At 64.6% G+C, this 25,557-nt stretch carries 21 protein-coding genes; 4 read left to right on the top strand and 17 right to left on the bottom strand.

Features of this window, described 5'->3' with window-relative positions; all coding sequences use genetic code 11:
- The first annotated feature begins 74 nt into the window (after positions 1-74).
- The gene (locus tag VM94_RS26330) at positions 75-815 is read left to right on the top strand and encodes a hypothetical protein (protein ID WP_046686289.1); all 741 of its coding nucleotides are present in this window, start codon (positions 75-77) and stop codon (positions 813-815) included.
- 19 nt (positions 816-834) lie between these two features.
- Here VM94_RS26330 and VM94_RS26325 read toward each other — a convergent pair whose 3' ends face one another.
- From VM94_RS26325 to VM94_RS26270, 12 genes are all read right to left on the bottom strand, one after another.
- Positions 835-1,812: a hypothetical protein gene (locus VM94_RS26325; protein ID WP_046686077.1), complete on the bottom strand. Its 978-nt coding sequence runs from the start codon at positions 1,810-1,812 to the stop codon at positions 835-837.
- A gap of 131 nt (positions 1,813-1,943) precedes the next feature.
- Positions 1,944-5,060 carry an efflux RND transporter permease subunit gene (locus VM94_RS26320; RefSeq protein WP_046686076.1) on the bottom strand — a complete coding sequence of 1,039 codons (3,117 nt, stop codon included), beginning with the start codon at positions 5,058-5,060 and terminating at the stop codon, positions 1,944-1,946.
- 9 nt (positions 5,061-5,069) lie between these two features.
- Complete coding sequence (locus VM94_RS26315) at positions 5,070-6,236, bottom strand: efflux RND transporter periplasmic adaptor subunit (protein ID WP_046686075.1); 1,167 nt, start codon at positions 6,234-6,236, stop codon at positions 5,070-5,072.
- A gap of 12 nt (positions 6,237-6,248) precedes the next feature.
- Positions 6,249-7,661: an efflux transporter outer membrane subunit gene (locus tag VM94_RS26310; protein ID WP_046686074.1), complete on the bottom strand. Its 1,413-nt coding sequence runs from the start codon at positions 7,659-7,661 to the stop codon at positions 6,249-6,251.
- Positions 7,658-8,386, bottom strand: a complete 729-nt coding sequence (locus tag VM94_RS26305) for a CerR family C-terminal domain-containing protein (RefSeq protein WP_046686073.1) — start codon at positions 8,384-8,386, stop codon at positions 7,658-7,660. The genes VM94_RS26310 and VM94_RS26305 overlap by 4 nt, the downstream gene beginning before the upstream one ends.
- 264 nt (positions 8,387-8,650) lie before the next feature.
- Positions 8,651-10,012, bottom strand: coding sequence for a hybrid sensor histidine kinase/response regulator (locus VM94_RS26300; protein WP_046686072.1), 1,362 nt, complete (start codon positions 10,010-10,012; stop codon positions 8,651-8,653).
- Positions 10,013-10,154: 142 nt separating this feature from the next.
- Complete coding sequence (locus tag VM94_RS26295; RefSeq protein WP_046686071.1) at positions 10,155-10,889, bottom strand: 2OG-Fe dioxygenase family protein; 735 nt, start codon at positions 10,887-10,889, stop codon at positions 10,155-10,157.
- Between the two features lie 102 nt (positions 10,890-10,991).
- Positions 10,992-13,028, bottom strand: coding sequence for a TonB-dependent receptor (locus VM94_RS26290; protein ID WP_046686070.1), 2,037 nt, complete (start codon positions 13,026-13,028; stop codon positions 10,992-10,994).
- Positions 13,029-13,049: 21 nt separating this feature from the next.
- Positions 13,050-13,538, bottom strand: a complete 489-nt coding sequence (locus VM94_RS26285; protein WP_046686069.1) for a DUF6702 family protein — start codon at positions 13,536-13,538, stop codon at positions 13,050-13,052.
- A complete protein-coding gene (locus VM94_RS26280; protein ID WP_046686068.1) occupies positions 13,535-15,910 on the bottom strand; it encodes a M1 family metallopeptidase in 2,376 nt (791 codons plus the stop codon). Before VM94_RS26280 ends, VM94_RS26285 begins: the two co-directional genes overlap by 4 nt.
- A gap of 165 nt (positions 15,911-16,075) precedes the next feature.
- Positions 16,076-16,537 carry a MarR family winged helix-turn-helix transcriptional regulator gene (locus VM94_RS26275; protein WP_046686067.1) on the bottom strand — a complete coding sequence of 154 codons (462 nt, stop codon included), beginning with the start codon at positions 16,535-16,537 and terminating at the stop codon, positions 16,076-16,078.
- A 21-nt stretch (positions 16,538-16,558) separates the two neighbouring features.
- Entirely contained in the window at positions 16,559-17,428 is an 870-nt protein-coding gene (locus tag VM94_RS26270) for an aldo/keto reductase family oxidoreductase (protein ID WP_046686288.1), read from the bottom strand.
- 126 nt (positions 17,429-17,554) lie between these two features.
- On the opposite strand from VM94_RS26270, the gene VM94_RS26265 reads away from it, so the two are divergent.
- Positions 17,555-18,472: a LysR family transcriptional regulator gene (locus tag VM94_RS26265; protein ID WP_046686066.1), complete on the top strand. Its 918-nt coding sequence runs from the start codon at positions 17,555-17,557 to the stop codon at positions 18,470-18,472.
- Positions 18,473-18,477: 5 nt separating this feature from the next.
- Here the strand turns inward: VM94_RS26265 and VM94_RS26260 are convergent, their stop codons facing one another.
- Entirely contained in the window at positions 18,478-19,299 is an 822-nt protein-coding gene (locus VM94_RS26260) for a sugar phosphate isomerase/epimerase family protein (protein ID WP_046686065.1), read from the bottom strand.
- A complete protein-coding gene (locus VM94_RS26255) occupies positions 19,299-20,138 on the bottom strand; it encodes a phytanoyl-CoA dioxygenase family protein (protein ID WP_046686064.1) in 840 nt (279 codons plus the stop codon). Before VM94_RS26255 ends, VM94_RS26260 begins: the two co-directional genes overlap by 1 nt.
- 109 nt (positions 20,139-20,247) lie before the next feature.
- On the opposite strand from VM94_RS26255, the gene VM94_RS26250 reads away from it, so the two are divergent.
- Positions 20,248-21,207, top strand: a complete 960-nt coding sequence (locus tag VM94_RS26250) for a LysR family transcriptional regulator (RefSeq protein WP_235433022.1) — start codon at positions 20,248-20,250, stop codon at positions 21,205-21,207.
- Here VM94_RS26250 and VM94_RS26245 read toward each other — a convergent pair.
- Entirely contained in the window at positions 21,200-22,270 is a 1,071-nt protein-coding gene (locus tag VM94_RS26245) for a hypothetical protein (protein WP_046686062.1), read from the bottom strand. The two genes, VM94_RS26250 and VM94_RS26245, sit on opposite strands and share 8 nt — an antisense overlap.
- A 293-nt stretch (positions 22,271-22,563) precedes the next feature.
- Between VM94_RS26245 and VM94_RS26240 the strand changes: the two genes are divergently transcribed.
- Positions 22,564-22,983 (top strand): hypothetical protein, encoded by a 420-nt coding sequence (locus VM94_RS26240; RefSeq protein WP_082127916.1) that lies wholly within the window; start codon positions 22,564-22,566, stop codon positions 22,981-22,983.
- A 166-nt stretch (positions 22,984-23,149) separates the two neighbouring features.
- On the opposite strand, the gene VM94_RS26235 is transcribed toward VM94_RS26240, so the two are convergent.
- Both VM94_RS26235 and VM94_RS26230 read right to left on the bottom strand, forming a co-directional pair.
- Positions 23,150-24,652 (bottom strand): choice-of-anchor X domain-containing protein, encoded by a 1,503-nt coding sequence (locus tag VM94_RS26235; protein WP_046686060.1) that lies wholly within the window; start codon positions 24,650-24,652, stop codon positions 23,150-23,152.
- Positions 24,649-25,533: a hypothetical protein gene (locus VM94_RS26230; RefSeq protein WP_046686059.1), complete on the bottom strand. Its 885-nt coding sequence runs from the start codon at positions 25,531-25,533 to the stop codon at positions 24,649-24,651. The genes VM94_RS26235 and VM94_RS26230 overlap by 4 nt, the downstream gene beginning before the upstream one ends.
- Between the last annotated feature and the right edge of the window lie 24 nt (positions 25,534-25,557).

Raw genomic sequence — 25,557 nt, 5'->3', positions numbered from 1 at the left:
CGGTGTACTATCTGGCCTGGAAAAGCGGCGGCATGGTGCCAGCCGCTTCCATCACGAACGAACGAGGTCGCAGCATGACGATTTTTGGCATAGGTATCCATATCCTGATCGCGGTATTTTTTGCGATCCACGTGGTGCGCAACGGGCAGCAGCTGTACTGGCTGCTCATTTTATTCATGTTCCCGCTGCTGGGCAGCGTGGTGTATTTCTTCGCCATCTACCTGCCCAATTCGCGCCTGCCGCAAGGCGCGCGCAAGGTCGCGTCGGTAGCCGTGCAGGTGCTCGATCCGAACCGCGAATTGCGCGAGGCGAAAGCGGCTTTCGAGTACACGCCGACGGCGCAAAACCAGATGCGCCTGGCCAGCGCGCAGCTCGAAGCGGGCAATGCGCGCGAAGCGGCATCGACGTATGAAGCCTGCCTGCAGGGAGCGTTTTCATCGGACCTGGAAATTCGCCTGGGCGCGGCACGCGCCTACCTGGAGTGCGAACGGGGCGCCGAAGCGTTGACGCACCTGGAATTCATCCGCCGCACGGATATCCATTTCCGTCCCGAGATGGTGTCCCTGCTGACGGCGCGCGCGCTGGCGCAAAGCGGGCGGCAGGCGGAGGCGAAGGCGGAATTCGACGATGCGCTGACGCGCTACAACAGCTTCGAGTGCCGCGCCGAGTGCGCGATCTGGGCGCTGCGGCAGGGCGACAAGGTGTTGTCGGAGCGTTTGCTGCTCGATATCGACAGCGCCATGGCCCGCTGGAGCAGCCATACGCGTTCCATGTATGCACCGCTGCTGGCGCGCCTGGAAGCGGCGCGCAAGTAGCGGCATGACGGTGCCGTGTTTAAACGCCCGGCACCGTGTTCTTCCCTTCAATCAGTTTATATCCCTTGCCATCGAAGCCATAGCGCGCGTGGCCGTTCAGGGGCGTGGCGATGCGCGGCGGGTCTTCGTCCGGCTTGACCGTGACGCCAGGCTTGATCTTCTCGGAGGCGCCCTTGAAATCGATCAGCAAGTCGTCGTAGGCGCCGCCATTGCGCGCCGGCGCGAAGCGCCAGTTCCCCTTGACCATCCAGCACTCGTCCGTCTCAGGCCCGCAGGCGCCCATATTGTCCGAATACAGGTCGACGGCACCATCGAGTGAGGTGACCTTGCCGTCGCCGATTTCAAACAGGGCCAGTTGCGTGATGGTATAGCCCTGGCCCGTATAGCCATGGCGGATCGCCAGTCCCGGCTTGTTCGCGCCCAGCATGACCCAGTGGACTTCGCCGAGTTGCCCCGAAGAGCCCAAGGCTGCGATGTTTTCCAGACGTTTCACGACTTGCCACTGGCCGTCTTCCGGCTGACCCTTGGGCGCCAGGAAAAAGACATTCAGCAACCCCGGCGAGGCATGCGCCGATTCGGCCGTGCCTTCCGTGTTGGCCGTTTCCGCATTCGCCACCAGAATGGCGCTGCCATCGGGCAGCAGCTTGTGGCTGACGGCGCTGACCACGTAACTGAGCTTGTCGACGTGGTTGTCGGGATCGGACAGGTCGGCCAGCGCATCTTCGCTGTCGCTGCGGTAGTCCTTGCCGAAGACGGCGCGCATCATGCCCACCTCGCGCTCGCGCGCCTGCGGCGTGTTCATCGCTTCCGTCCTGGGGGCGGTGGCGGATGGCGGCGGCACGTGTTCGGCCGATGCGGCATCTGCCGCGGCAGCGGCAGCGGGGACTTCGGTGACCACGTCAGCAGCCAGGTCGGCGCTGGCGGGGGCGGTCTTGTCCGAGCAGGCACCGAGCAGTGCGGATACCAATAGCAGGACGAGCGGGGTACGGTGATTCATAGGCAGGGCAGATTGCGTTCATGGAGAATGGGCGCAGTATGCCAGATAGATGAAAGCGAGGGAGCGCGGCCTGGCGGCCGGTCCCTCGCTTCCTTGCCCGCAGGGGGCGATTTTGCAATTTACCGCAGCATTTATTTTTCCAGCGCCACCTTGTCGTCGCGCCGCAGCGGCGCCTTCTGGCGGCGCAGTTTCGCCATGCCGCGCTTGAGCAGGTGCTCGAGGTCGTCGATGTAGGTGAACACGGCCGGCACCACCAGGAGGCTCAGTAAAGTCGACGTGATCAGGCCGCCGATGACGGTTATGGCCATCGGTGAACGGAAGCTGGGGTCGGCGCCCCAGCCCAGCGCCAGCGGCATCATGCCGGCGCCCATGGCGATCGTCGTCATCAGGATGGGGCGGCTGCGCTTGTGGCAGGCGTCGACCAGCGCATCGAAGCGGTTCATGCCCGCCTGGCGCGCCAGGATCGCATAGTCGACCAGCAGGATCGAGTTCTTGGTGACGATCCCCATCAGCATGATCAGGCCGATCATCGAGGGCATCGACAGGGCGCTGCCCGTGATCAGAAGCGCCACGAAGGCGCCGCCAATCGACAGCGGCAGCGCCGCCAGGATGGTCACCGGCTGCATGAAGTCCTTGAACAGCAGCACCAGCACGCAATAGATGCACAGCACGCCGATCAGCATGGCCAGGCCGAAGCTGGCGAACAGCGAGGCCATTTCCTGCGCGTCGCCCAGTTCGGCGATCTTCACGGATGGCGGCAAATTCTTCATCGACGGCAGCGCGCGCGCTTCCACGTTCAATTCACCCAGGGTGCGCGAACCGAGTTCCACGTCGAGGGTCACGTTGCGGCTGCGGTTCAAACGGTCGATCTGCGCCGGACCGCTTTCCATCGTCACCGTGGCCACGTTCGCCAGGCGCACGGGACCATTCTTGCCGGGCACCGTCAGGCGCTCGATGGCGGCCAGGTCGGCGCGCACGCTGTTGGGCAGCTTGACGCGGATCGGCACTTGCCGCTCGGGCAGGTTCATTTTCGTCAGGTCCGTGTCGTAGTCGCCGGCCGTGGCCACGCGCACGGTTTCGCCGATGGCCGCCGCCGTCACGCCCAGGTCCGCCGCCTTGGCGAAATCAGGACGCACGATGATTTCCGGACGCACCAGCGAGGCGCTGGAATTGACGTTGCCGATGCCTTTCAGACCGCGCAGTTCGCGCTCGACCTTTTGCGCCGCCGCCATCAGCGCCACCGGGTCTTCCGAGCGCAGCACCAGCTGCATCTTGACGCCCGTGTCGGGCGGTCCCACCGTGAAGCGGGCGCCGGGGATGGTATCGAGCTTGTGGCGCAACTGGGTTTCCAGGTCCGCCATCGATTCCTTGCGCTCGGTGCGGTGCACGGTGGTCAGGGTCAGCACGGCGCGGCGCGCCTCGGCCGCGGCGCCGGGGGCGAAGGCGTCGCCGCTCGAGCCGCCGCCTATCGAACTGAAGACGCCCTGAATGCCCGGCGTGCGCATGGCCGCATCGCGCGCCAGGGCTGCCACAGCCTGCGTTTCGCCCAGGGTGGAGCCGGGCGGCAGTTCCAGGTTGATCTGCGTCTGCGCGCGGTCGGCGGCGGGCACGAAGCCGGTCGGCAGCAGCGGCACGAGCGCGATGGCGCCGACAAAGAACAGGGCCGCGGCGATGGCCGTGATGCCGCGGTGGTTCAGGCACCAGCGCATGACCGTCAGGTAGCGCGTCATCAGCCAGCCATCCTGCTCTTCCTTGTGCGGCAGCGGTTTCAGGATATAGGCCGCCATCATCGGCGTGAGCAGCCGCGCCACCACCAGCGAGGCCAGCACGGCCAGCACGGCCGTCCAGCCGAACTGCTTGAAGAACAGGCCGGGAATGCCGCTCATGAAGGCCGTCGGCAGGAACACGGCCACCAGCGCGAACGTGGTGGCGATGACCGCCATGCCGATTTCGTCGGCCGCTTCCATGGCCGCTTCCATAGGTGACTTGCCCATGCGCAGATGGCGCTCGATGTTTTCGATTTCCACGATGGCGTCATCGACCAGCACGCCGACGACCAGGGCCAGCGACAGCAGGGTGACGGTATTGAGCGTGTAGCCGAACCAGTAGATGCCGAGAAAAGCCGGCATCACGGACAGGGGCAGGGCGGCGGCGGCCACCAGGGTGGCGCGCCAGTCGCGCAGGAACCACCACACCACCAGCACGGCCAGCAGTGCGCCTTCGTACAGCAGCTCCATCGAGCCGTCGAAGTTTTCCTCGACGGGGAAGGCATTGTCGATCGACTGCTGCAGCACCACGTTCGGGTTTTCCTTCTGCAGGTCGGCGATGGCGTCGCGCGCGCCCTTGGCGACGGCCACTTCGCTGGCGCCCTTGGTGCGGAACACTTCAAAGGCGACGACGGTCTTGCCATCCTGCTCGGCCAGCGCGCGCGGTTCGGCGATGGTGTCGCGCACGGTGGCTACCTGGTCCAGGCGCACATGGCGTCCATCCGGCAGCGGCACTTCCACGCGCGACAGTTCATCGGCCGTTTTCACTGTGGCGATGGTGCGCACGGACTGCTCGGCGCCGCTGATGTCGCCCCGGCCGCCAGGCGCTTCGCGCTGCACCAGGCGCAGCTGGCGCGAGACGTCGAGGGCCGACACTTTCAATGCCGCCATGCGGGCCTCGTCGAGTTCCACCTGGATTTCGCGGTAGACGCCGCCGACTCGGGTGACGGCACCCACGCCGGGTACGGTCAAGAGGCGCTTGGCCACCGTATTGTCGACGAACCAGGATAGGTCGGGCGCATCGAGCGGGTTGTCCACGCCCGGCTTTGCCGTGGCGATAAAGGTCAGCACCACGCGCCCTGCCGTGGAGGCCTTGGTGACGGTGGGGTCGCGCAGTTCGGCCGGCATGTCCGCCTTGACGCGGGCGACGGCGTCGCGCACATCGTTGACGGCTTCGGCGATCTGCTTTTCCAGGATGAATTCGACGGTTACCGTGACGACGCCATCGAGCACCTTGGTGTAGATGTTTTTCACGCCTTGCAAGGTGGCGACGGAGTCTTCGATCTTGCGCGCCACTTCCGTTTCCAGCTGGGCCGGCGCGGCGCCGGGCAGCACCGCGCTGACGGTGACGATGGGCAGTTCGATGTCGGGGAAATCCTGCACCGGATTGGCCTTGTAGGCCAGCAGGCCGGCCAGGGTCAGCAGCGCGAACAGCATGATGGCCGGGATCGGATTCTTGATCGAGAGGGAGGAAAAATTCATGGCCTCTCCTTACTTTTTCGCTGCCGGTGCTACAGCAGCCTTGGCCGCTGCCGGAGCCTGTACATTCCGTACCAGATCGCCGTCATTGAGGAAGCCGGCGCCGCTGACGACAATCGTCGTGTCGGCCGTGATGCCGCCAAGGATTTCAATGCGGTCGCTCAGGCGCCGTCCGGCCTGCACCTTGATCTGGCTGACCCGCTGGTCGGGATTGAGGCGGAAGACATAACTGAAACCGTCGCGCACGGCAATCGCCTGCTGCGGCACGGTCAGCGCGCCCGAGGTACCCAGTTCAAATTCGCCGCTGGCGTACATGCCGGCCTTGAACGGTGCGGTCGCGCCCGTGCTGGCCGGCAGGTCCACGTACACGAGGGCGGAACGCGTCTGCGGATCGACGGTGGGGGCGATCATGCGCACCTTGCCCGTCAAGACGCTGCCGTTGGCCGCCTTCACTTGCGCCAGGGTGCCTGGTTTCAGATTCAGCAGCTCGGTGGCCGTCACTTCGGCGCGCCATTCGAGGCGGCCCTGGCGGATCATGCGGAACAGCTCCGTGCCGGCTCCCACCACCGAACCCACGGTGGCCGAGCGTGAAGAGATGATGCCGCTGTCTGGCGCCACCACCTGCGTGTATTTCAGGCGCAGCTGCTGCGACGCCAGCTGCGCCTTGGCGGACGCGATGCGCGCGTTGGCCGTCTGTTCTGCCGTCAGGTACTGGCTGATCTGTTGCGCGCTGATGGCGCCCGTGCTTTGCAGCGAGCGGGCGCGCTGCGCGTTGGCGGCCGCCTCGGCGGCATTGGCTTGCGCTTCCAGCACGGCGGCTTTCGCCTGCGCCACGTCGGCGTTCACCGTGTCGTTCGAGAACACGGCCAGCACCTGGCCGGCGCGCACGACGTCGCCCACGTTCACGCGCACGTCGGTCAGGCGCAAGCCGTTCGATTCGCTGCCGATGACGGCTTCCTGCCAGGCGGCCACGTTGCCGTTGGCCTTCAGCTTGATGGGCAGGCTGGCCGTTTGCGGCTTGGCCGTGGTGACGGTGAGGGCCGGTTTTTGCGCCGCGTTTTTATCCTTGGCGTCGTCCGCCGCCGTGGAGGAAGGGGAGTACAGGGCGACGCCCGCACCCAGCATCACGCAAAGGGCGGCCAGGGCGAGCGCCATCGGTTTCAAGGTCAGTTTTTTCATGTTGTGTATCCGTCAGGGGGCGTTGTTGGCGATGGCGCTGCTGGTCCAGCCGCCGCCGGCGGCGCGGTACAGCGCTACCCAGGCGGCGCTGCGTTCGCGCTCGAGGTTGACCACCGTGTTTTCGGCGGCCAGGCGCGTGCGGCGCGCGTCTTCCAGTTCGATCAGGCTGGCCAGGCCATTCTTGTAGCGGTCTTCCGTGGCGACGAACGACACGCGGTAGCCTTCCAGTGCCGTTTTCGCATGGCTGCTGCGTTCGTCCGTGCTGGCCAGGTTGACCAATGCTTCTTCCATTTCGCGCACGGCCTGGCGCACGCCGGCGCGGTATTTCACCACGGCTTCGTCATAGCGCGCCGTGGCCGCATCGATCTGCGCGCGGCGCGTGCCGCCGTCGAAGATGGGCAGGCTGACGGCCAGCGGGCCGATGCTCCAGGTGCTGGCCGTGATGCTGGTGCCGCCGGCGCGGATATTGCCCTTGCCGATGGAGCCGGCCAGGCTCAGGCGGGGATAGCGCTGCGCCTGCGCGCCGCGTACTTCGAAGCTGGCCGCCGCCACTTCGCGTTCGGCGCTGTAGATGTCGGGGCGCTGGCCCAGGATTTTCGCCGGCAATTCCGCAATCGCCACGGGCGAGGGCAGGATGGCGGGGCTGGCCGCCAGCTTCTGGCGCAGCGACGCTTCCGGCATGGCGGACAGGGCCACCAGCGCCTTGATATTCACGTCGCAGGCGGCGCGCTGTTCGATGGCGCGGCTGGCGCCTTCGGCCGCGCTGGCGCGGGCCAGCGCGGCATTGGCGGGCGGCTGGAAGCCGGCGCCGGCGCTCAGTTCCGTCAGGCGCGCCGAGTCGCGGCGCGAGACGGCGTCCTGTTCGGATACGGCCTGCAATTGCTGGCAGGTGCGCAAGGCGTAGTACTGGTTCGCCACTTCGGCGGCCACCGAGACGCGGGCTTCATGCCATCCCGCGCGGGCGCTGTCGTAGCGCTCCTGCGCCGCATCGCGCGTGGCGCGGTTGGCCCCAAATACATCGATTTCCCACGACGCCTGCAAGGCGGCCTGCGAGGTGGTGCCGCTCGGTTGCGCCGATTGCTGGCTGGTGCGCACCACGCTGCCCGTCGCGTCCAAGGTGGGCGCCAGCGCGGCGCCGCTGGCAACCCTGTCCGCGCGCGCCTGCACGATGCGCGTGCCGGCGGCGGCGATGGTCGGGCTGACCTGCTGCGCGTCGGTGATCAATTCCACCAGCAGGCTGTCGCCCTGGCCCTGCCACCAGCTGGCCAGGTCCGTCAGCTTGCCGTTGTGCGGCAGCGGTGCCTGCCACTGCGCGGGCGCGCTGGCGGCCACCGCCGCAGGTGGTCCCTGCAGGGCGCAACCGCCCAGCGCCAGCACGATGCTGGCGGCCAGGGCGCGTTGAACGGTGCATCGAATAGTCGTCATGCTGGTCCTTCTGCTTGTCGTTGAGGTGTAGAGGGGGAGGGCGGCATGGCCAGGCGCCGGCGCTCCACGTCGGCCATGGCCAGCGCGTAGTCGGTCATGCGCGCCAGCCAGGTGTCGATCGCGTGCGGCGATTCCAGCAATTGCGGGCGCAAGGTTTGCAGCACCTCGGTGCCGACCATGTGCTGCAGGGCCAGCGAAGCGATGGAAAACGCCAGCCGGTGCATGTCGTCGCTGTTGTCGGGCGCGCCCAGGTGGCGCGCCAGCACGCGCGTGAGCGCTTCGTGTTCGGGGCGGATGTTCTGGTCGATCTCGCGCGCCCACAGGCCCGTCGGTTCCAGCATTTCGCGGCACCACAGGCGCATGCAGTCGCGCGCGATGTCGCCTTGCTGCATGGGGGCGAGCAATTGCGCATAAAAGCCTTCCAGGCTTTGGCGCAAGGTGAAATGGGGCTGTTCGTACAGGGCGATATTGTCTTGCGGGTCCGCTGACTGCTGCGCGAAGGCGGCGCGGTACAGTCCCGCCTTGTCGCCAAAATAGTAGCTGATGGCGGCCGCGTTGGTGCCGGCCGCGTGCGCCAGTTCGCGCGTGGATGTCTTGGCGTAACCCTGCTCGGCAAACAGGCGGATGGCGCTATGCAGCAGCCGCTCGCGCGACTGCTCGCCGTCGGAACGGGGCTTGCGCCCGTCGTCGGCATGGGAGTTGGGGATGGCGGTTTTTTCAATCATGCCGGAGATTTAATCATATATCTCAAACGATTGATATAACTAAGCCGGTTGATTTAGTTAAGAAAGGATGAAGATAATGAAAAACGCAGGCAAAAAAAAGCCCGCGGTTGTATTCGCGGGCTGAATCCAATGTTCGGAGAACGAATTGGAGGAGACAGTTCTACTATAGCGCTGAAAATGGTGCAGTGCAATACCGTAGAACTACTGTATCGGTCTCTTTTCGGTGGCAAAAATCCCGTATTCCATGTTGCGGCGCACAGAAGCTCAGGCCTTGCTGCGCAGGGCCAGTGTAAACGTGCTGCCCGAGCCGTAGTCGCTGTTGAAGAACAGGGCGCCGCCGATGGCGTTGGCCAGGTTCTGGCACAGGTACAGGCCCAGACCCGCGCCTTCCACGTGGCGCGTGGAGGTGGAATCGAGCTGCGAGAAGGCCTGGAACAGCTTGGCCTGGTCTTCTTCCTTGATGCCGGCGCCGCTGTCGGCGATGCTCATTTCCGTCACCTGCACGCCATCTTCGTCGCGCTGGGCCAGGCTGATGCGCACCGTGCCCTGTTCCGTGAACTTGATGGCGTTGTTGAGCAGGTTGATGAGAATTTGCGTCAGCGCGCGGCGGTCCGTGTCAATGATGGCAGGCGGCTGGCCCGGCTCGCCCAGTTCGAGTTCCAGCGCCAGGCCTTTTTGCTGGGCCAGGGGGCGCAGGGTGTCGGCCACGTCGGCCATCAGTTCCTGGCAGTGCACGGGTTCGATCGACAGGGTCAGCTTGCCCGCTTCGATCTTGGCCACGTCGAGAATGTCGTTGATCAGCGAGAGCAAATGGCGCGCGCTGGCGCGGATGGTATTGAGTTGCTTGTCCTGGTCGGACGTCAGGGGGCCGGGCAGTTTCATCAGCAGCGCGCCCGTAAATCCGATGATGGCGTTGAGCGGCGTGCGCAGTTCATGCGACATGTTGGCGATGAAGGCGGACTTCATGCGGCTCGCCTCGGCCAGCTCCAGGTTTTTCAGGGCGATTTCGCGGTTGATGGTTTCCAGCTCGGCCGCATGGTGCGCCAGGCGCATGTTCAGTTCGATCACCTGGCGTTCGCGCGCCTGCAGTTCGCCGTTGACCTGCACCGCCTGTTCATACGTGGAGATCAGCAGGTCGAGGATCTGCTGGCGTTCCGCATTGATGAAATGCTTCTGATCGCCCAGGTACAGGGCGATGCCGATTTCCACGTTCTGGTTCTTGCGCAGCTTCTGGTTCATCAGCATGTGGCTGATGCGGTTGAGCAGGTAGTCTTCCGCGTAGGGCTTGCGGATGAAATTGTCGGCCCCGCACTCGATGCCGCGGATGATGTCCTTCGGATCGTTGAGCGAGGTGACGAGGATCACGGGGATGTCGCGCAGGGTCGGATCGGACTTGATGGCGCGGCACAGGTCGTAGCCATTCATTTCAGGCATGACGATATCGGACAGCACCAGGTGCGGCTTGCGCTCGCGGATGGCGGCCAGGGCCAGCTGGCCATTCGCCGCCACGCGCGCGTTATAGTGCAGCGACTGGATCAGGCGGCGCAAGCGCTCCGCCTGGGTCGGGCTATCCTCGACGATCAGGATCTCGATTTCGTCAGGCTTGATTTGGTTGTTGGAGTCCACAGACCTCTCCTAGGATTTCAGTGTGGTGATGCTGGGCGCGGTGAGCGCGCAATATCGACATCGTATGACTATATCGGATTTAGGTCTGCAAAAGTAACTTCCAAGTAACTATTTTGGCCACAGAGAATGCTGTGGCCGCTTGTCAGTTTTCGCCCTGGAACTGTCCTGCGCGATAGGTCAGCACGAGCGTATCGCGGTGGCCATGGTCGCCGATGGGCTGGATCGGCGTCGATTCGTGGATGACAGACGCGTCGTCGAGCAGCAGCAGCGACCACGGTTCGGTCAGGGTAAAGCGCTTGCCGTTGGGGCCGTCCGCTTCGAAGATGCGCGTCTCGCCGCCCTTGATCTGTTCGCGCCCGATCAGCAGCACGGCGACGAAATCGACGCCGTCGCGGTGCGCGCCTTCCGGCGTGGGGCGGCCGATGCCGTCGGTCGTATCGATGCGGAACTGGTGCGCCTCGATGAACCACGGCTGGCTGCCCTTGACCTGCGAACAGACGTCGCCCAGCGCGCGGATCAGCTGCTGCCAGGCCGCTTGCGCAACGATAGCCGCTTCGACCGGTTCGAACAGGCGGTGCATGCCGCCGTGCAGGGCGTTGTATTCCACCGGTTGCCAGTGCGGACGGTGCGCCGTCTGCGTCAGGCGCTCGCCATCCTGCACGAAGCACGAGTGGCGCCGGCGGCGATAGCGGCCGCCATCTTTCAGGTAATTGTCCAGCGCCAGGGTATTCCAGCTCGGTTCCAGCGAGCGCAATGCGTCCAGCGGGCAGCCGGCCAGCGCGGCCACGTCCTGCGGGCGCAGGACGGCATAGCCGTCATCGCGCAAGGCGTCCTTGACGTGGGACGGGTCGGTAAAGATCGGTGCGGAAGTGCTCATGGCGGTGCGGCCGCAACGCGGCCTGTCTCAGTTTATCCAGCCTGGCATTCTACGACTTCGCGGCGTTTCCTGTGCAGTGAGATAGGAATTATTCTTGTTTACTTAAAAATTCTTTACCAGGGTCAGGCGCATCGAGCGCGACTCCACCGGATGGAAGTGGATGTCGTCGACGGGCTGCGCCTCGCCGGGCAGGCGCGAGGCATAGTAGTAATCGATGGCCGAGTCGCGCCGGTTGGCCAGGTTGTAGCCTTCGACTTCCACGCGCAAGGTCTTGTCGATCTGGTAGGCGATGCGCCCGTTCAAGCCCACGCTGGCCGACGAGCGCACGCTGTTGTCTTCCACCAGCGGGCGCGGGCCGAAGTAGCGCAGGCGCAAGGAGCCCGACCACGGCCCTGGCGGCGTCACCGTCATGGCCAGCTGGGCCACGCCTTCGATGGCGCCGGGGATGAAGTCGCCCGCCGGGTCGCTGCCGCGCGAGCGTGCCCGCGCATACGCGAGGTCCAGGTCCAGAGACAGCCATCTGGCCGCCTTGTAGTAGCTGGAAAACTCGATGCCGTAGCGGCGGCTGGGGCGGCCCGCCTCGGTGGCGCCCGCGTCGCCGATGAACAGCAGTTCGGAATCGAAGTCCAGGCGGTACAGCGACAGCGACGTTTGCAGGCCGGCGATGGCGGCGCTGCGCAAGCCCAATTCCAGCCCGCGCGAGCGCACCAGAGGCGTGACCTTGTCAGCCGCTTCGCCCGTCTTCGGGTCGACCGTGATCGTTGTGCCGCGTGCGTCGTTGCTGTGAAAACCATTGCCAATGTTGATATACGCTTCCGTATCGCGCCACGGTCCGGCGATCACGCTCAGGCTGGGGCTGAACAAATGGTCGCTGGCCTTGCCTGAATTTTCCGGCCGGTCGTTGCGTACGTCGAAGCGGTAGGCGTCCGCGCGCAGGCCGGCCACGGTGCGCAGCCAGCGCGACCAGCGCGTGCTGTTTTCGCCGTACACACCGAGGCTCGATTCGACGATATGGTCTTGCCGCGTGGTCGACAGGATTTGCCGCTGCCGCGTGTTGTACAGGCCATTGTGGATATTGTCGTTCTGTAGCTGCAGGCCGATGGTGGTGTCGCTGCTGCCCCTGTCCGTATGGCGGTGCCAGGTGTGGCTGGCGTCGAGGCCGGCCGTCACGCGCCGGTCGGGCTGGGCGAACTGGTCGCCGTTATCGGGGTCGTCCATCGCATACGTAAAATTCGAGAACAGGGCCAGGCGGTTGGCGATCACATACGCGCTGACTTTGGACGATACGTCGTCCGTCGTCTGGCGCCAGGCACCCGACAGGCTGTAGCGCTGCGCCTTGCCGCCGTCGCTGGCATCGATGGCGTCGAAGCGGCCCAGGGTGCCATCCTGCACGGCGCGCAGCGCAATCTGGTCGGTGGCGTTCCAGCTGGCGTCATACGCCATGGCCGTGACGTTGAAGCCGTTGTTGGCATAGCCTTCGCTGTAGCGCAGCACGCCATTGAGCTTGCGGTAGCGGTCCGGCTGCGTGAACGGGCCATCGTTGCGCTGCGCTTCGAGCGCGTACAGCAGGCTGCCGTCGCCCGCGTCGAGCGAGTCGGCCAGCAGGGCGCGGCGAAAGCCGTTTTGCCCGATGCCCACGCTGGCGATGCCCTGCGTCAGGCGGTTCGCGTAGACGACGGACGCCGCGCCCGCCGAGGAAAAATCGCCTTGCGCCGCCGAATACGGCCCCTTCTTGTAATCGAGGCGCATGGCTAGTTCGGGGATCAAAAAGTTCAGGTCCGTCCAGCCCTGCCCGTGGCCGTGGCTGCGCTGGTTGACGGGCATCTCGTCGACGGTGGTGCGCAAGTCCGTGCCATGATCGAGGTTGAAGCCCCGCAGGTAGAACTGGTTGGCCTTGCCCTCGCCGCTATGCTGGCTGACGATCAGTCCCGGCACGGCTTCGAGCAATTCGCCTGGCCGGTAGCTGGTGCGCGCATCGAGTTGCTGTTGCGTGACGCTGCCCGCGTTGGCCGAATCGGCCACGCCCAGCTGGTTCAGGCGCGAACCGTCGACCAGCACGCGCTGGAAGATGTCGTCGGCGTGGGCGGCGGTGGCTGAAAACAGGGCGGCGAGGAGCAGGGGAAGAGAGCGTGGCGTCATGGATGTCCGGTGTGTCGGGGCTTAGCGGATCGGCAGTTCCGTGTTCTGGCGGTCGAAAATCAGCGTCTGGATGGCGCCGTTGTCCTGCACGTTGAGGGTATTGCGCTGGCTGGGCAGGAAGTCGGTCAGCAGCTGGTTGTGGATGCGCGTGGCGGGGGCCAGGCGCGTGCGTTCGATCTCCTGGAAGATCACCACGTTGTCGGCATTGACCTTCATGCCGACCCAGTTCAGGCGCAATCGCTTGCCATCCGGCCCCACCAGGTAAAACTGTTTTTCCACATAGCGGCGCAGCGCCGCTTCGCTGTCTTCCTGGCCCAGGTCGAACTGACGCTGGTACAGGTTCGTCAGCAGCGCTTCGACGTCGTGGCCCGTGTAGGTGTGCACCACTTCCGTGCTGCCGCTGGCCGCGTTGTAGCTGATGTCGGCGATACCCATGTGGAAGTTGTGGGCGCCGGCCGCCATGCTGGCGCAGGCCAGCATGGCGCAAGCCAGCATGCGCCAGCACTTCATGCCTCGTCGCCCTTGGCCGAGCCGCCGTTCTGGCCTTTCAGCGGCGTATGGAAATCGCGCATCAGGTTATCCTTGGGCGACTTCTCGCTCTTGAACAGTTCCAGGCGCGATGGCGTGATTCTCCGCGGCCAGCTATTGTTGCTCGTGTCGATGTCGGCCGTTTCCCAGTACGGGTCCTGCACCAGGCCCACCATCGGTTCATCCGTGATGACGACCTTGGTGATTTTCTTCGGCGAGTAGCGCCACACTTCGGCCGGTACGCGCTCGACGTATTTCTTGCCGCTTTTCAGTTCGATCTCGAGGATCAGGGGCATGACCATGCCGCCCACGTTCGACAGGTCGACCAGGTACAAATGCTTGCCCTGTTTCAGCAAGTCCTTTTCCCACGGTTCCAGGGCGGCCAGTGCCTCGGCGTAGGCGTTTCGGTCCTTGTTGGTCACCGTGAAATCGTCGTGCTGGTTGTAGAAATCCTTGAGCTCCGGATGCGCATCGACCCGACGCGGCATGCCCTTGTTGGCGCGGCTCGTGACGGATTCCGGCTGTGCCTCCTTTTGCGCTTTTTTCCACGCTTTTTCCGTGGCCGGATCTTTTGAGCTCACGCCATATTCGCTGATGCCGTCGATGCTGATGTCGACCGGATCGGTCGTATAGAACCAGCCGCGCCAGAACCAGTCCAGGTCCGTGCCCGAAGCGTCTTCCATGGTGCGGAAAAAGTCGGCGGGCGTGGGGCGCTTGAATTTCCAGCGCTGCGCATATTCCTTGAACGCGTAGTCGAACAGTTCGCGCCCGAGGATGGTCTCGCGCAGGATGTTCAGGCCCGCCGCCGGCTTGGCGTAGGCGTTGTTGCCGAACTGCAGCAGGGACTCGGAATTGGTCATGATCGGCACCTGGTCGCGGCTACGCATGTAGTCGACGATCTCGCGCGGCTCGCCGCGCGAGGCCGGGTAGTTCTCTTCCCACGCCTGCTGCGCCAGGTATTGCACGAAGGTGTTGAGGCCTTCGTCCATCCACGTCCACTGGCGCTCGTCCGAGTTGATGATCATCGGGTAGTAGTTGTGGCCCACCTCGTGGATGATCACGCCGATCAGGCCATACTTGGTGCGCTTCGAGTAGGTCAGCTCGCCCGTCTTCTTGTCTTTCACCGGACGGGGGCCGTTGAACGAGATCATCGGATACTCCATGCCGCCCACGGGGCCGTTGACGGAAATGGCCGTCGGGTACGGGTAGGCTATGCTGTACTTGTTGTACTGCTCGATCGTGTGCACGATGGCTTGCGTGCTGTATTTTTCCCACAGCGGATTGCCTTCCTTCGGATAGTAGGACATGGCCATCACATCGCTGCCGCCCTTCTTGTAGCCCTGCGCATCCCAGATGAACTTGCGGCTCGAGGCCCAGGCGAAGTCGCGCACGTTGGCTGCCTTGAAGTGCCACGTCTTTTGCGCGCGGCTGACGGATTTCTCGGCCGCTTCCGCTTCCTTCTGCGTAACGATGACGACGGGCTTGTCGCTGCCGCGCGCTTTTTCCAGGCGCTCGCGCTGCGCGGCGGACAGCACGTCCTGCGGGTTTTGCAGCTGGCCCGTGGAGGCGACGATATGGTCGGCGGGCACCGTCAGCTGCACGTCGTAGTCGCCGAACTCCAGGGTGAATTCGCCCGAGCCGAGGAACTGCTTGTGCTGCCAGCCGGCCGCGTCGTAATAGGCCGCCATGCGGGGGAACCACTGCGCCACTTCGAACAGGGCGTTCTTGTCGTCGAAGACTTCATAGCCGGCGCGCCCGCCCAGCACCTTCTGTTCGTTAATGCGGTAATCCCAGTCGATCTGGAAGACGAAATCCTGGCCCGGTTTCAAGGGCTGCGGTAAGTCGATGCGCATCATGGTGCGGTTGATAACATACCTCAAAGGCTGGCCATCGGCGCCTTTCAAGGCGCGGATATTGAAGCCGCCCTGGAAGTCGCCGCGCGCGAGGATGCCGCGCAAGCCTTCGAATTTCATCGTGTCTTCGCCCGCCGTCTTGGCCCACGCCTGGCGCGATGGCGCCGTGGCCATGCGGCGCGCGTCGGACTCGGGTTTGTAGATATTCTGGTCCAGCTGCACCCACAGGTAGCCGAGCGTGTCGGGCGACTGGTTATGGTAGGTGATGGTGCCGCTGCCGGCGATTTCGCGCTTGGCTTCATCGAGCGTGGCGCGGATGGTGTAGTCGGCGCGCTGCTGCCAGTAGGCGTGGCCAGGTGCGCCGGAGGCCGTGCGGTAGGTATTCGGGGTGGGCAGCACTTCTTCGAGCTGGCGGAACTTGTCGTCGAATGGCTCGGCGGCGAAGGCCGATACGGTAAAGCACAAAGCCAGCGAAGCGACGGAGCCGAAAGGTATGCGCATGATCACCCTGATGTTGTTGTAAGGAAATAGTGGCAACTATTCTATACGCAGGGTGAGGCCATCCATGTATCGATTTGTAATAAAGAAAGGCGGATTTTGCACCAGCTTTTGCCTGGCGCCGTCAGGGGGATGCTTTGCCTGATTTTGCTTGGAAAAGCGGCGCTTTTACTCACTTTTCATCAGGCTGTCGCGCAACTGGTTCAGCTGTTGTTTCATGTCCACAACCTGCTCCACGCTGCAGTGGCTGGCCGTCAGGATGGCTTCGGGCAACAGGGCCGCTTCGTGGCGCAACTGGTCGCCCTGCTCTGTGAGGGAAATGATGACCTGGCGCTCGTCGCTGGCGGCGCGCGTGCGCGTCAGCAAGCCCGATTGTTCCATGCGCTTGAGCAAGGGTGTCAGGGTGGCCGAATCGAGGAACAGCCGCTCGCCCACTTCCGACACCGTCAAGCCGTCGTGCTCCCACAGCACCATCATCACCAGATATTGCGAATACGTCAGGCCCAGCTTGCGCAAGAGCTTGCGGTACAGCTTGTTCATGGCAAGCGAGGTCGAGTACAGCGCAAAGCACAGCTGGCCGTCCAGGCGCGGCACCTGGTGCAAGGGGTTGGGGGCGGTGGTGGTATCCATGGGCACAGTATATATAGTGCGCTACTTAGTTGCAAGCGACCTCAATGCCGCCAGCGCCTGCGCGTCGAGCTTAAGCGCGCCCGCCGCGATGTTTTCGCGCAGATGCGCCACCGACGAGGTGCCGGGAATGACCAGCACATTCGGCGCGCGCTGCAGCAGCCAGGCCAGCGCCACTTGCATCGGCGTGGCCTGCATGGCGGCCGCCACCTGGTTCAGGGTATCGGACTGCAGCGGCGAAAAGCCGCCCAAGGGGAAGAACGGCACATAGGCGATGCCTTGCGCGGCCAGGGTGTCGATCAGCGCATCGTCCGCGCGGTGCGCCAGGTTGTAATGGTTCTGCACGCAGACAATGGGGCTGATGCGCTGTGCCTCGGCCACCTGACCCGCATCGACATTGGACAGGCCGATATGGCGCACCAGGCCTTCGCGCCGCAGCTGCACCAAGGTGTCCAGCGGTTCGGCAAGCGACGAGCCGTCCGGGCCGGCCATGCCCGGCGCGCGCAGGTTGACCACGTCGAGCACCTCCAGGCCCAGGTTGCGCAGGTTGTCGTGCACGGCGTCGCGCAGTTGTTGTGGCGATGCGGCCGGCAGCCAGGACTGGTCGGCGCCGCGCACGAAGCCGATCTTGGTAACGATGGTCAAGCCGTCGCGATAGGGATGCAGCGCTTCGCGGATGATCTGGTTGGTGACGTGCGGGCCGTAAAAGTCCGATGTGTCGATATGGTTGACGCCCAGTTCGATGGCTTCGCGCAGCACGGCGACGGCGGCGGCGCGGTCTTTCGGCGGACCCCAGACGTGCGGGCCGGCCAGTTGCATGGCGCCGTAGCCGAGGCGGTTGAATGCGATGTCGCAATGGGCGGGCGTGAATTGGTCGCGGGCGGGGGAAGGCATGTGCATGGCAGCTCCTGTGTGGTGGTCGAGTAAGGGAGCCACCATCGTAAGGCCGATTGCGCTGTATGATAATCGGGTCAATCCGGCACAGGCTGTACTCATTTCCGCACAATGAAAGCTCTCCCCATGCATGCAGACAACCCTTCCATGGCCGACCTGGCCGCCTTTGCCCTGGTGGCCCGGCACCAGGGTTTTCGCCAGGCCGCGCGCGCCAGCGGGCAGTCCGCGTCCGCCATGAGCGAAGCGCTGCGGCGGCTGGAACAGCAACTTGGCATCCGCCTGCTGGAGCGCACGACGCGCAGCGTGACGCCGACGGCGGCCGGGGCGTTGCTGCTGACGCGCTTGCGCCCGGCGCTCGATGAAGTGAGCAGCGCGCTCGATGTGCTGAACGACTTGCGCGACAGCCCGCGCGGCACCTTGCGCCTGAACGTGCCGGTCAACGCGGCGCGCTTCTTTTTGCAGCCCATGGTCGACCAGTTCCTGCGCGCCTATCCGCAGATCAGGGTCGAGCTGGTGGTCGATAATAATTTTGTCGACGTCGTCGCCAGCGGTTGCGACGCCGGCATCCGCTATGGCGAGCGGCTGGAGCAGGACATGATCGCCATCCCCATTGGCCCGCGCACGCAGCGCTTCGCGGTGGCGGGCGCGCCGTCCTACCTGGCGCAGCGCGGCGTGCCCGTGCATCCGCGCGACCTGCTGCAGCATGCCTGCCTGCTGGGGAAATTCCTCAGTGGCGCGGTTCCACCGTGGGAGTTCGAGCGGGACGGGCAAAAAGTGAGCGTCGAGCCGGACGGCCCCGTGATCGTCACGCCGACGGCGGCTGACTTCGCGGTCAGCATGGCCGTCGCCGGCCATGGCCTCGTCTATCTGTTTGAAGAGTGGCTGCAGCCATATATCGATGCGGGCCAGCTGCAGCCCGTGCTGGAAGACTGGGCGATGTCCTTTCCCGGCCCGTTTTTATACTATGCGGGCCGGCGCCATCTGCCAGCGCCGCTGCGCACCTTCATCGATTTCGTGCAGGCCAATTTTGCGCAGTTTCCGTAGTTTTCTCAGTCCGCCGGATAGCGTGCGCGCAGCAGCTTGAGCATGGCGACGTTCTGTTCCCACGCGTCGCTCACGGGCTGCTGCGTCCATGGCAAGGTTTGCGTGTAGGGCGCGGGGCCGAATTCCGGCGTGAACGTCATGCGCTCGGCGCCGGCCGCGCGGCGCAGTGCGACGATGGCGTCCCACCAGGCCAGGTGGGCGTCGAGCGCCGGCTTCGCTTCCGGCGCGCGGAAGTCGGCCACTTGCGGACCCTGCGCATGACCGACGCGCGCGTGCACGTGGCGCACCAGCGGCAGCACTTGCGCCATGGTGTGAGGCTGGTCTTCCAGCAGCGATTCGCAGGCGCAGCACCAGTGCGACAGGTCGGCCGTCAATGGCAGATCGGGATACTGCGCCAGATACGGCAGCAGCAGCATCGGGTGGCCGGAAAAGCGGCTGCGGTGGATTTCATGCACGATGGGCACACCGTGCCTGGCCGAGATGGTGGCGGCCAGGTCGAGCAGTTCTGCGTTCTGCGCCTGCGTATAAAAATCCTTGCCCGTGTGCGTGTTGACCAGCACAGGGCGCGCCAGGCAGGCGTTTTCCAGCAACTCGGCGAGAGCGGCGCGGTGCTGCTCGAAATCGCTGTGGAACACGGTTTCCCACTGCGCGGCGATCAGCTGCAGTCCCGCCTTGGCGATGCGCTCCGCCCATTCCCCGCGCAGGGCAGAGTCCAGCGGCAGCGACATTTCGATGCCGTCGAAGCCGGCCGCCGCTACCCTGTCGATGAAGACATCGGGCGGCAGGTCGTTATTGCCCCAGTGGGCGGCAAAAACCTCGATGCGCATCAGACGAAGCCCCGCACGGGGAAGGAGTCATCGCGCTGGATCCAGTTATGCGCCGCGTATTGCGTCTGGCCGTCGGTGGCGTGCAAGGTGTAGGCGTGGCGCGAGACGGGCGAGCGGTTCGGCGCGCTGTAGTGGGGCAGCAAGCCGTGGAAGCAGACGAGGGCGCCCGCCTTCACTTCCAGCGGCACGGCCGTGCTGTCGTCGGGCCACGGCGTGGCGTCGAGTTTTTCCACTCTTACCTGGTCGCCGTTGCGGATGAAGCGTTCGCGCAAGGGGCCGCGGTGGCCGCCCGGTTCCGCCCACAGGCAGCCGTTTTCCAGGGTGGCGTCTTCCAGCGCGAACCAGAACGTGGTCACGCTGATGGGCGTGGTCTCGAAATACGTGGCGTCCTGGTGCCAGCGCACTTCGCCGCCGATGCCGGGCTGCTTGAAGATGTACATCGATTGCCACACCTGCGCATCCGCCAGGCCCAGGTCGCGCGCCACTTCGGCCAGTTTCGGGTCGGCCGAAAAAGCGCGGAAGACGGGGTCCAGATCGTGCATGGCATGGCCGATCTTGTTGATCGACAGCGATTTCGCCTGCTTCAATTGACCGTCCGGGCCGAACGCTTCTTCCTCGAAGAAGCAGCGGATGGTGTTGTCGGAAGCGAGAAAATAATCGTTGGTGTTCTTTGCTTGGTCGCGCGTGGTGAAGATCGATTGGCTCTGGCTGGGATCGAATTCGTTGACAATCTGCTCGGCGCGCGCGCGCAGGGCGGCGATGTCGTCCGCACCCTTGAAATCGGGCAGGATGAGGTAGCCGTCGCGTTGGTATTGTTCTTGTTGTTCAGTAGTCAGCATGGCGGCGGCTCCGGAGGTCGGTGGAAAGCGCCATTGTAGGATGGGCGAGGGCGGCAAACAATCGCCCAGCGGTTGACAGATTGTCGCCAAAGCGCAGACAATCTTTGACATGGATCAATTAAAAGCGATGGAAATCTTTGTCGAAGTGGCGCGCCAGCGCAGTTTTACCTTGGCGGGGCAGCGCCTGGGCCTGACGCGCGCCATGGTCAGCAAGACCATCATGCAGCTGGAAGAACGCCTGCATGCGCGCCTGCTGCACCGCTCCACGCGCGAAGTGAGTTTGACGGACGCGGGCCGCGCCTATCTGGCGCCGTGCATGGCCACCGTCAGCCAGGCGCAGGAAGCGGCGCGCATGGTGGCGCACGTGGCGCAGGCGGGAGCGGGGGCGGAGCTGGCCGGGCCGCTGCGCATCCAGGCGCCGTCGAGTTTCGGCAGCGCGTGGCTGGCCGACGCCGTCGCCCGTTTCAGTTTGCTGCACCCGCAGGTGCAAGCCGAGTTGTTTGTCGACGACGCCTTGCTCGACCCGATACGCCACGGTTTCGATTTGACCATCCGCGTGGGCGGCATCCCGGACAGCAGCGCGCTGGCCATGCGCCCGCTGGCGCCGTGCCGCGCCGTGCTGTGCGCCAGCCCCGCCTATCTGGCGCAATGGGGCGTGCCGCAGACGCCGCAGGATTTGCTGCAGCATCAGTGCCTGCATTTCAGCCACCTGACCGATGGCACGAACTGGCATTTCCAGCGTGGAGAAGGAGAGTTGCGCGAGGAAGTGAGCGTGCGCGTGCAGGCGGGTTTCACGGCGAATAACGGGCTGGTGCTGCACCAGGCGGCGCAGCGGGGGCTCGGCATCGTCTACAGCACCACCTTCCTCGCCTGGCGCAATCTGCTCGATGGCAGCCTGGTGCCCGTGCTGACGGACTGGGAACTGCCCTTGAATCACCTGAGCGCCCTGTATCCGGCCAGCCGCCAGCCCTCGCCCAAGGTGCGCGCGCTGATCGATTTCCTCGTGGCCGAATACCAGCCCGTGCCGCCATGGGACCGCGAGCTGGAAGCGGCGGGTTTTTTCAGCTGAAGGCGACCGGTTCCACCGTCCACGCGCCATCGGCATATACACGCTCGTCGTCCAGATAGACGGCTTCGGTGACGGCGAAGATATCGACGTGGTAGCGCGCATCCTTGCGCTTGAACTGGGGCTTGGTGTAGACGCCGTGCTTGGCGCCCAGCGACAGATGGATGCCGCACATGCGTTCATACGTGCCGATGTCGTTGACCAGCTGTTCGCGCGAAAAGGCGCGGTTCATGCCGAAGCCCAGTTCGCGCACCCACACTTCGCCTTCATGCGCGCGGATGATCTCCAGCATGGCGGTGAATTCCGGCGTGGCGTTTTCCGTGCCTGTCACCCGGCCCTTGTCGATGATCAGCGTGATCGGCGTGTCGGGGCGGTTGACCATGAAGTGCGTGTCGCCAAAAACGAAGATGCGCACGCGACCGTTCACGGCTTCCAGGTCCTGCGCTTCCGTGAACACTTCGCCCAAGGGGAATTGGCCGCCGATATTGTTCATGCCGCTGTAGTCGCCGATATTGAGCTTGGCGCCTTCGAATGGCGAGGCGAAGACCAGCTGTTCGCCGCCGCTGTCGACCATGCCGTGGCGGGCCTTGTCGATGCGCGCTTTCAGCGCATGGCCCACGCCGCGATAGTAGGCGGGGTCGTAGGCCAGCGAGGCGATGTAGTGCAGGCCCTGCACGCCGGGCATGCGCGACAGGTGCACGTGCTCGATGACCTTCAGGCCCCGCTTGAACAGCTCGATGCGGATGCGGAACGCTTCCAGGCGGAAGCTGGTCGACTGGATCAACACGACGAGGCTGCCGGCCGGCAGTTCGGCAAACGCGGCCAGCACGGCGTCGGGCGTGACCTCGTCGAAATCGATGAAGGTCGCGTCCGGCAAGGCCTGGCGATACGCTTCCGTCAGCACGACGTTGAGCCAGCTGCGCTTGTCGCAGACGATCAGGGACGGTTCGTCCGGGCGGTGGCAGATGGCCATGGCCAGCAGGTCGGCCACGTTTTGCGCGGCCACTTCGGTGGCGGTGGCGCTGATGGCGTCGAGCCGGCTGGTGTCATTTTCGGGAAGCGTCATGGTGCGAAGGTGGGGGACGTGAAGTAAACACGGCATTATAAGGCGATTGCCGCGGGCGCCGCCATTCGCCATCGGGCGTAGGGCCGCTTGCCTGTGGCGCTGGTGATCTTGTGTAGTGCCACACGGCAATGTATTATTGATAAACCGCTTGACGGCAAGCTTGGACAGTGCGGAGAGCAGCGGTAGAGCCCGCCTGCGCCAGGCGTGCTGCCACAGAGCCATATCAATACAACAGGCTGACAAGCCAGGATTAAGAGCGTGATGCGATGAGCATAATTGGACAAGATATTCCCATGGAGCGGCCGGATACGGATGGGCGCGCCGCCGTCTTCGTTCCCGTCACGGGCGTCAAGGAAGATGTCCTGTTGACCATACGCAAGGGCGCGGCCATCGTCGGCTTTGCCAACCACGACCGCACCATCACCGTGTATTTTGAAAGCAACCGCTTTGACGACCCCGGGCTGGCCAAGTGGGAACACAAGGCGCGCAAGGCGTATGACCGCCTGGTCGACAATGCGCCCACCGTGTCGAAACTGACCACCAGCCCCGCCAATTTCGAGCAGATCGGCTATATCAATGGCAAGGGCATCACCATCCGCCGCATGGAAAGCCTGCAGCGCTGGCTTGCGTATTCGGAGGCGATGGATACTTGCCCGGCAACGGATATCATTCCGCGCACGGTCATTGCCAAGGCTGAAAGCGTCAAAGTTTAAGAGCGGCTGATACAAGGCCCTGGGTGTTGTTGCCTGCCCTTGGATGCTTGCTCAGCTGCTTCGCGTGCGCGGCGCCAACAATGTTGTCGGATTACGCGGGGCTTTGCCCCGCTAATCCGACCTACGCGACCTATGCTTGGCCTCGCTTCTCGCTTCTCACTTATCACTACGCCACGATGATATTCGCCTGCGCCTTGAGCGGGCAGGGCAGGGTGTCGTCGAAGGTGATTTCGATGGCGCTGGCGACGAACATGCCGCCGATGTGCTGGGCGGCGATTTCGGGCGGCGTGCCGGGCTTGGTCAGGTTGACGTCCTGGGCGAAGACGAAGACTCGCCACGTGCCGTAGACCTTTTGATCATATTGCAGCAAGGTGCGGTAAGCCCGCTTTAAGTCCAGGCTGGCTGCGTACACGCCGTCATTGGCGCCCGGGTCGAAGCCCAGGCCGTCGTCGGTCAGCGATTCCACGAAATACAGGCCTTGCGGCGCCTGGAACAGCACGAAGGCATACAGCTCCGTGCCACGGAAGACATTGCCATTGTCGCGCTGGAAGCTGGCGCGTATCCACAGCGGTTCGTAGGCTTGCACGACGGCGGGCGTATCCGTTTCCACGGGCCCCGCCACGTGGATGTTGACTTGCGTTTCGGTGACGGCATGCTGGTAGGTGGCGCCCGTCGTGAAACGCTGATACTCCCAGCTGATGTCGGCCGTGTAGGGCAGGCCCGCGTTCGGCGCTTCCGGCAACACCCATTTCGCCACCACGCGCTCGGCCAGTGTCAGTTCGCCGGCGGCCGGTGGTGTTGCTTCCTGGCCACGCCAGAACGGGTCCGCGATATCGGAACAGGCGACGGCGATGGCGCCCGAGGCGATGGCCGAGGCCACGCCTGCCACTGTGAATTCGGGCTGGCCCGAGCCGGCCCCTTCGAGCGAGCAGCAATCGACGCTGGGATCGGTTTCCTCGAACGTGCCGCCCACGCTGAAGCTGGCCTTGCCTGAACCGAGCGCGGCGGCAATGATGGCCACCAGCGCGGCGATGATGGCGATGATGATGGCGAGGACCTTCCACCATGGGTCGGAAAATGGCAACTCGCCATGCGTGCCCGCATAGGAGGGATTCGGCGTCCAGACGAGGGTCATGCCGGTCGGCACGATGGGCCCCAGGCCGGGCGGGCAGCGGCACTCCTTCCCATCCGTGCCCGTGCTGCCCCAGCGCTTGCCGGGCAGGTGGCCTTGTGGCTTGGACAGTTCCAGGGTGCCTTCCTCGACCGTGCACGTGTAGGTGTTGGTGGCGCTGTCGAAGCGCGTCTGCGACACAAAAATCTGCTGGATCGAGCGGTGCGGCGTATGGCCGTCGGCCTTGGCGACAAAGCTGACGAGGCGCTTGCCGGGCGCCGCATGCTGGAAGTCGGCATCCCACATGACGAGCATGGCCGCGCCGGCGGGAATGCTGGCAAAGAAGAAGGTGCGCGCCACGGGCACGATGCCGGGGTCGCCCACGCTTTCCAGGTACACGGTGACATTCGTCAGCGCGCTGCCCGACATGTTGGTGACGTGGGCGGCGATGCGCAAGCCATAGATGGCATTGTCGAAGATGCCATCGGGCAGCATGATATTGGTGACGGGCTCGATCGCGAACGGCCGCGTCAGCACCTGCAGGGGTGTGTCGCTCATGATGCTTGCTCCTCGGGGCTGTGCTGTTCTTGCGCCTGCTCTTGAGCTTGCTCTTTCTCCAGATCGGTGACGATGTACGTGACGCCGCCCATGAGCTTGCCGTCCTGGCTCTCCAGCACGCGCAGCAGCGCATACTGGCGTGGCGGCAAGGCTTCGGCGCGTACGCTCAGGTACACGGCCTGGGCCTGGCCGCGCGGCACGTCCAGCGCCAGCTTTTGCTCGCCGGGCGTATCGCCATTGCAATGAGGCGTGCGCGCCAGACCCGCTATCAGGCGCGCGTCCCTGGCCGGCTGCCAGCGCTCAAGCCCCAGGGTGGCCAGCAGGGGCTCCGGCAACTCGCCGCCCTGCTCAATCTGCAGTTCCACTTTTTTTGTTTCGCGGGGCAGGGCCGCCACCGCGATGGTCAGCAGTTGCGCGCGCCGTGCCGCCAGCACTACGGTGACATTGCGCTGGGCGATCTGCTCGTGCTGCTTGGGCTGGAAGGGAAAACCGTTGGGCAGGGGATCGGGCAGCGGGTTGATGTCGCCCGGGCCGTGGGCCACGGCCAGCAGGCATTCGTGGCCGCCATTGACGATGACGGGCACCCACGGTACCAGGCACAGCACTTCCTGCGTGGCCCCCGGCGGCAAGTCGGCAAACGCGGAGCCGACCTGCGTGGCGGCGCCGACGGCGATCTGGCCGGAAGGGTCGGCCCAGTAAAAGTCCACGCGCGCGCCGTTCGATGCACTGTCGCCCGTGTTGTGCACGCGGCCCCACAGGTAATTGCTGGTACCGGCAATGGGCGCGCCGGGCGGGCCATTCGGATCATTGCCCGGCACGACCCAGATATCGGCGCTGTCCCACCAGGGCTGGCCGTCTTCGATGATCAGGTGGGCTGACATGGCGTTCTCCTTGTCCTTAGCCGG

Origin of the sequence: Janthinobacterium sp. KBS0711 (assembly GCF_000988085.1) — a bacterium.
GTDB classification, from domain to species: Bacteria; Pseudomonadota; Gammaproteobacteria; order Burkholderiales; family Burkholderiaceae_D; genus Janthinobacterium; species Janthinobacterium lividum_E.
The sequence above is the reverse complement of the archived record's forward strand: the minus strand, read 5'-3'. Positions and strand labels throughout refer to the sequence as shown.

Excerpts from the sequence above, each read along its gene's own strand:
- VM94_RS26330 (WP_046686289.1), top strand. The coding sequence starts at position 75 with ATGACGATTTTTGGCATAGGTATCCATATCCTGATCGCGGTATTTTTT.
- VM94_RS26325 (WP_046686077.1), bottom strand. The coding sequence starts at position 1,812 with ATGAATCACCGTACCCCGCTCGTCCTGCTATTGGTATCCGCACTGCTC.
- VM94_RS26320 (WP_046686076.1), bottom strand. The coding sequence starts at position 5,060 with ATGAATTTTTCCTCCCTCTCGATCAAGAATCCGATCCCGGCCATCATG.
- VM94_RS26315 (WP_046686075.1), bottom strand. The coding sequence starts at position 6,236 with ATGAAAAAACTGACCTTGAAACCGATGGCGCTCGCCCTGGCCGCCCTT.
- VM94_RS26310 (WP_046686074.1), bottom strand. The coding sequence starts at position 7,661 with ATGACGACTATTCGATGCACCGTTCAACGCGCCCTGGCCGCCAGCATC.
- VM94_RS26305 (WP_046686073.1), bottom strand. The coding sequence starts at position 8,386 with ATGATTGAAAAAACCGCCATCCCCAACTCCCATGCCGACGACGGGCGC.
- VM94_RS26295 (WP_046686071.1), bottom strand. The coding sequence starts at position 10,889 with ATGAGCACTTCCGCACCGATCTTTACCGACCCGTCCCACGTCAAGGAC.
- VM94_RS26290 (WP_046686070.1), bottom strand. The coding sequence starts at position 13,028 with ATGACGCCACGCTCTCTTCCCCTGCTCCTCGCCGCCCTGTTTTCAGCC.
- VM94_RS26285 (WP_046686069.1), bottom strand. The coding sequence starts at position 13,538 with ATGAAGTGCTGGCGCATGCTGGCTTGCGCCATGCTGGCCTGCGCCAGC.
- VM94_RS26280 (WP_046686068.1), bottom strand. The coding sequence starts at position 15,910 with ATGCGCATACCTTTCGGCTCCGTCGCTTCGCTGGCTTTGTGCTTTACC.
- VM94_RS26275 (WP_046686067.1), bottom strand. The coding sequence starts at position 16,537 with ATGGATACCACCACCGCCCCCAACCCCTTGCACCAGGTGCCGCGCCTG.
- VM94_RS26270 (WP_046686288.1), bottom strand. The coding sequence starts at position 17,428 with ATGCCTTCCCCCGCCCGCGACCAATTCACGCCCGCCCATTGCGACATC.
- VM94_RS26265 (WP_046686066.1), top strand. The coding sequence starts at position 17,555 with ATGCATGCAGACAACCCTTCCATGGCCGACCTGGCCGCCTTTGCCCTG.
- VM94_RS26260 (WP_046686065.1), bottom strand. The coding sequence starts at position 19,299 with ATGCGCATCGAGGTTTTTGCCGCCCACTGGGGCAATAACGACCTGCCG.
- VM94_RS26255 (WP_046686064.1), bottom strand. The coding sequence starts at position 20,138 with ATGCTGACTACTGAACAACAAGAACAATACCAACGCGACGGCTACCTC.
- VM94_RS26250 (WP_235433022.1), top strand. The coding sequence starts at position 20,248 with ATGGATCAATTAAAAGCGATGGAAATCTTTGTCGAAGTGGCGCGCCAG.
- VM94_RS26245 (WP_046686062.1), bottom strand. The coding sequence starts at position 22,270 with ATGACGCTTCCCGAAAATGACACCAGCCGGCTCGACGCCATCAGCGCC.
- VM94_RS26240 (WP_082127916.1), top strand. The coding sequence starts at position 22,564 with ATGGAGCGGCCGGATACGGATGGGCGCGCCGCCGTCTTCGTTCCCGTC.
- VM94_RS26235 (WP_046686060.1), bottom strand. The coding sequence starts at position 24,652 with ATGAGCGACACACCCCTGCAGGTGCTGACGCGGCCGTTCGCGATCGAG.
- VM94_RS26230 (WP_046686059.1), bottom strand. The coding sequence starts at position 25,533 with ATGTCAGCCCACCTGATCATCGAAGACGGCCAGCCCTGGTGGGACAGC.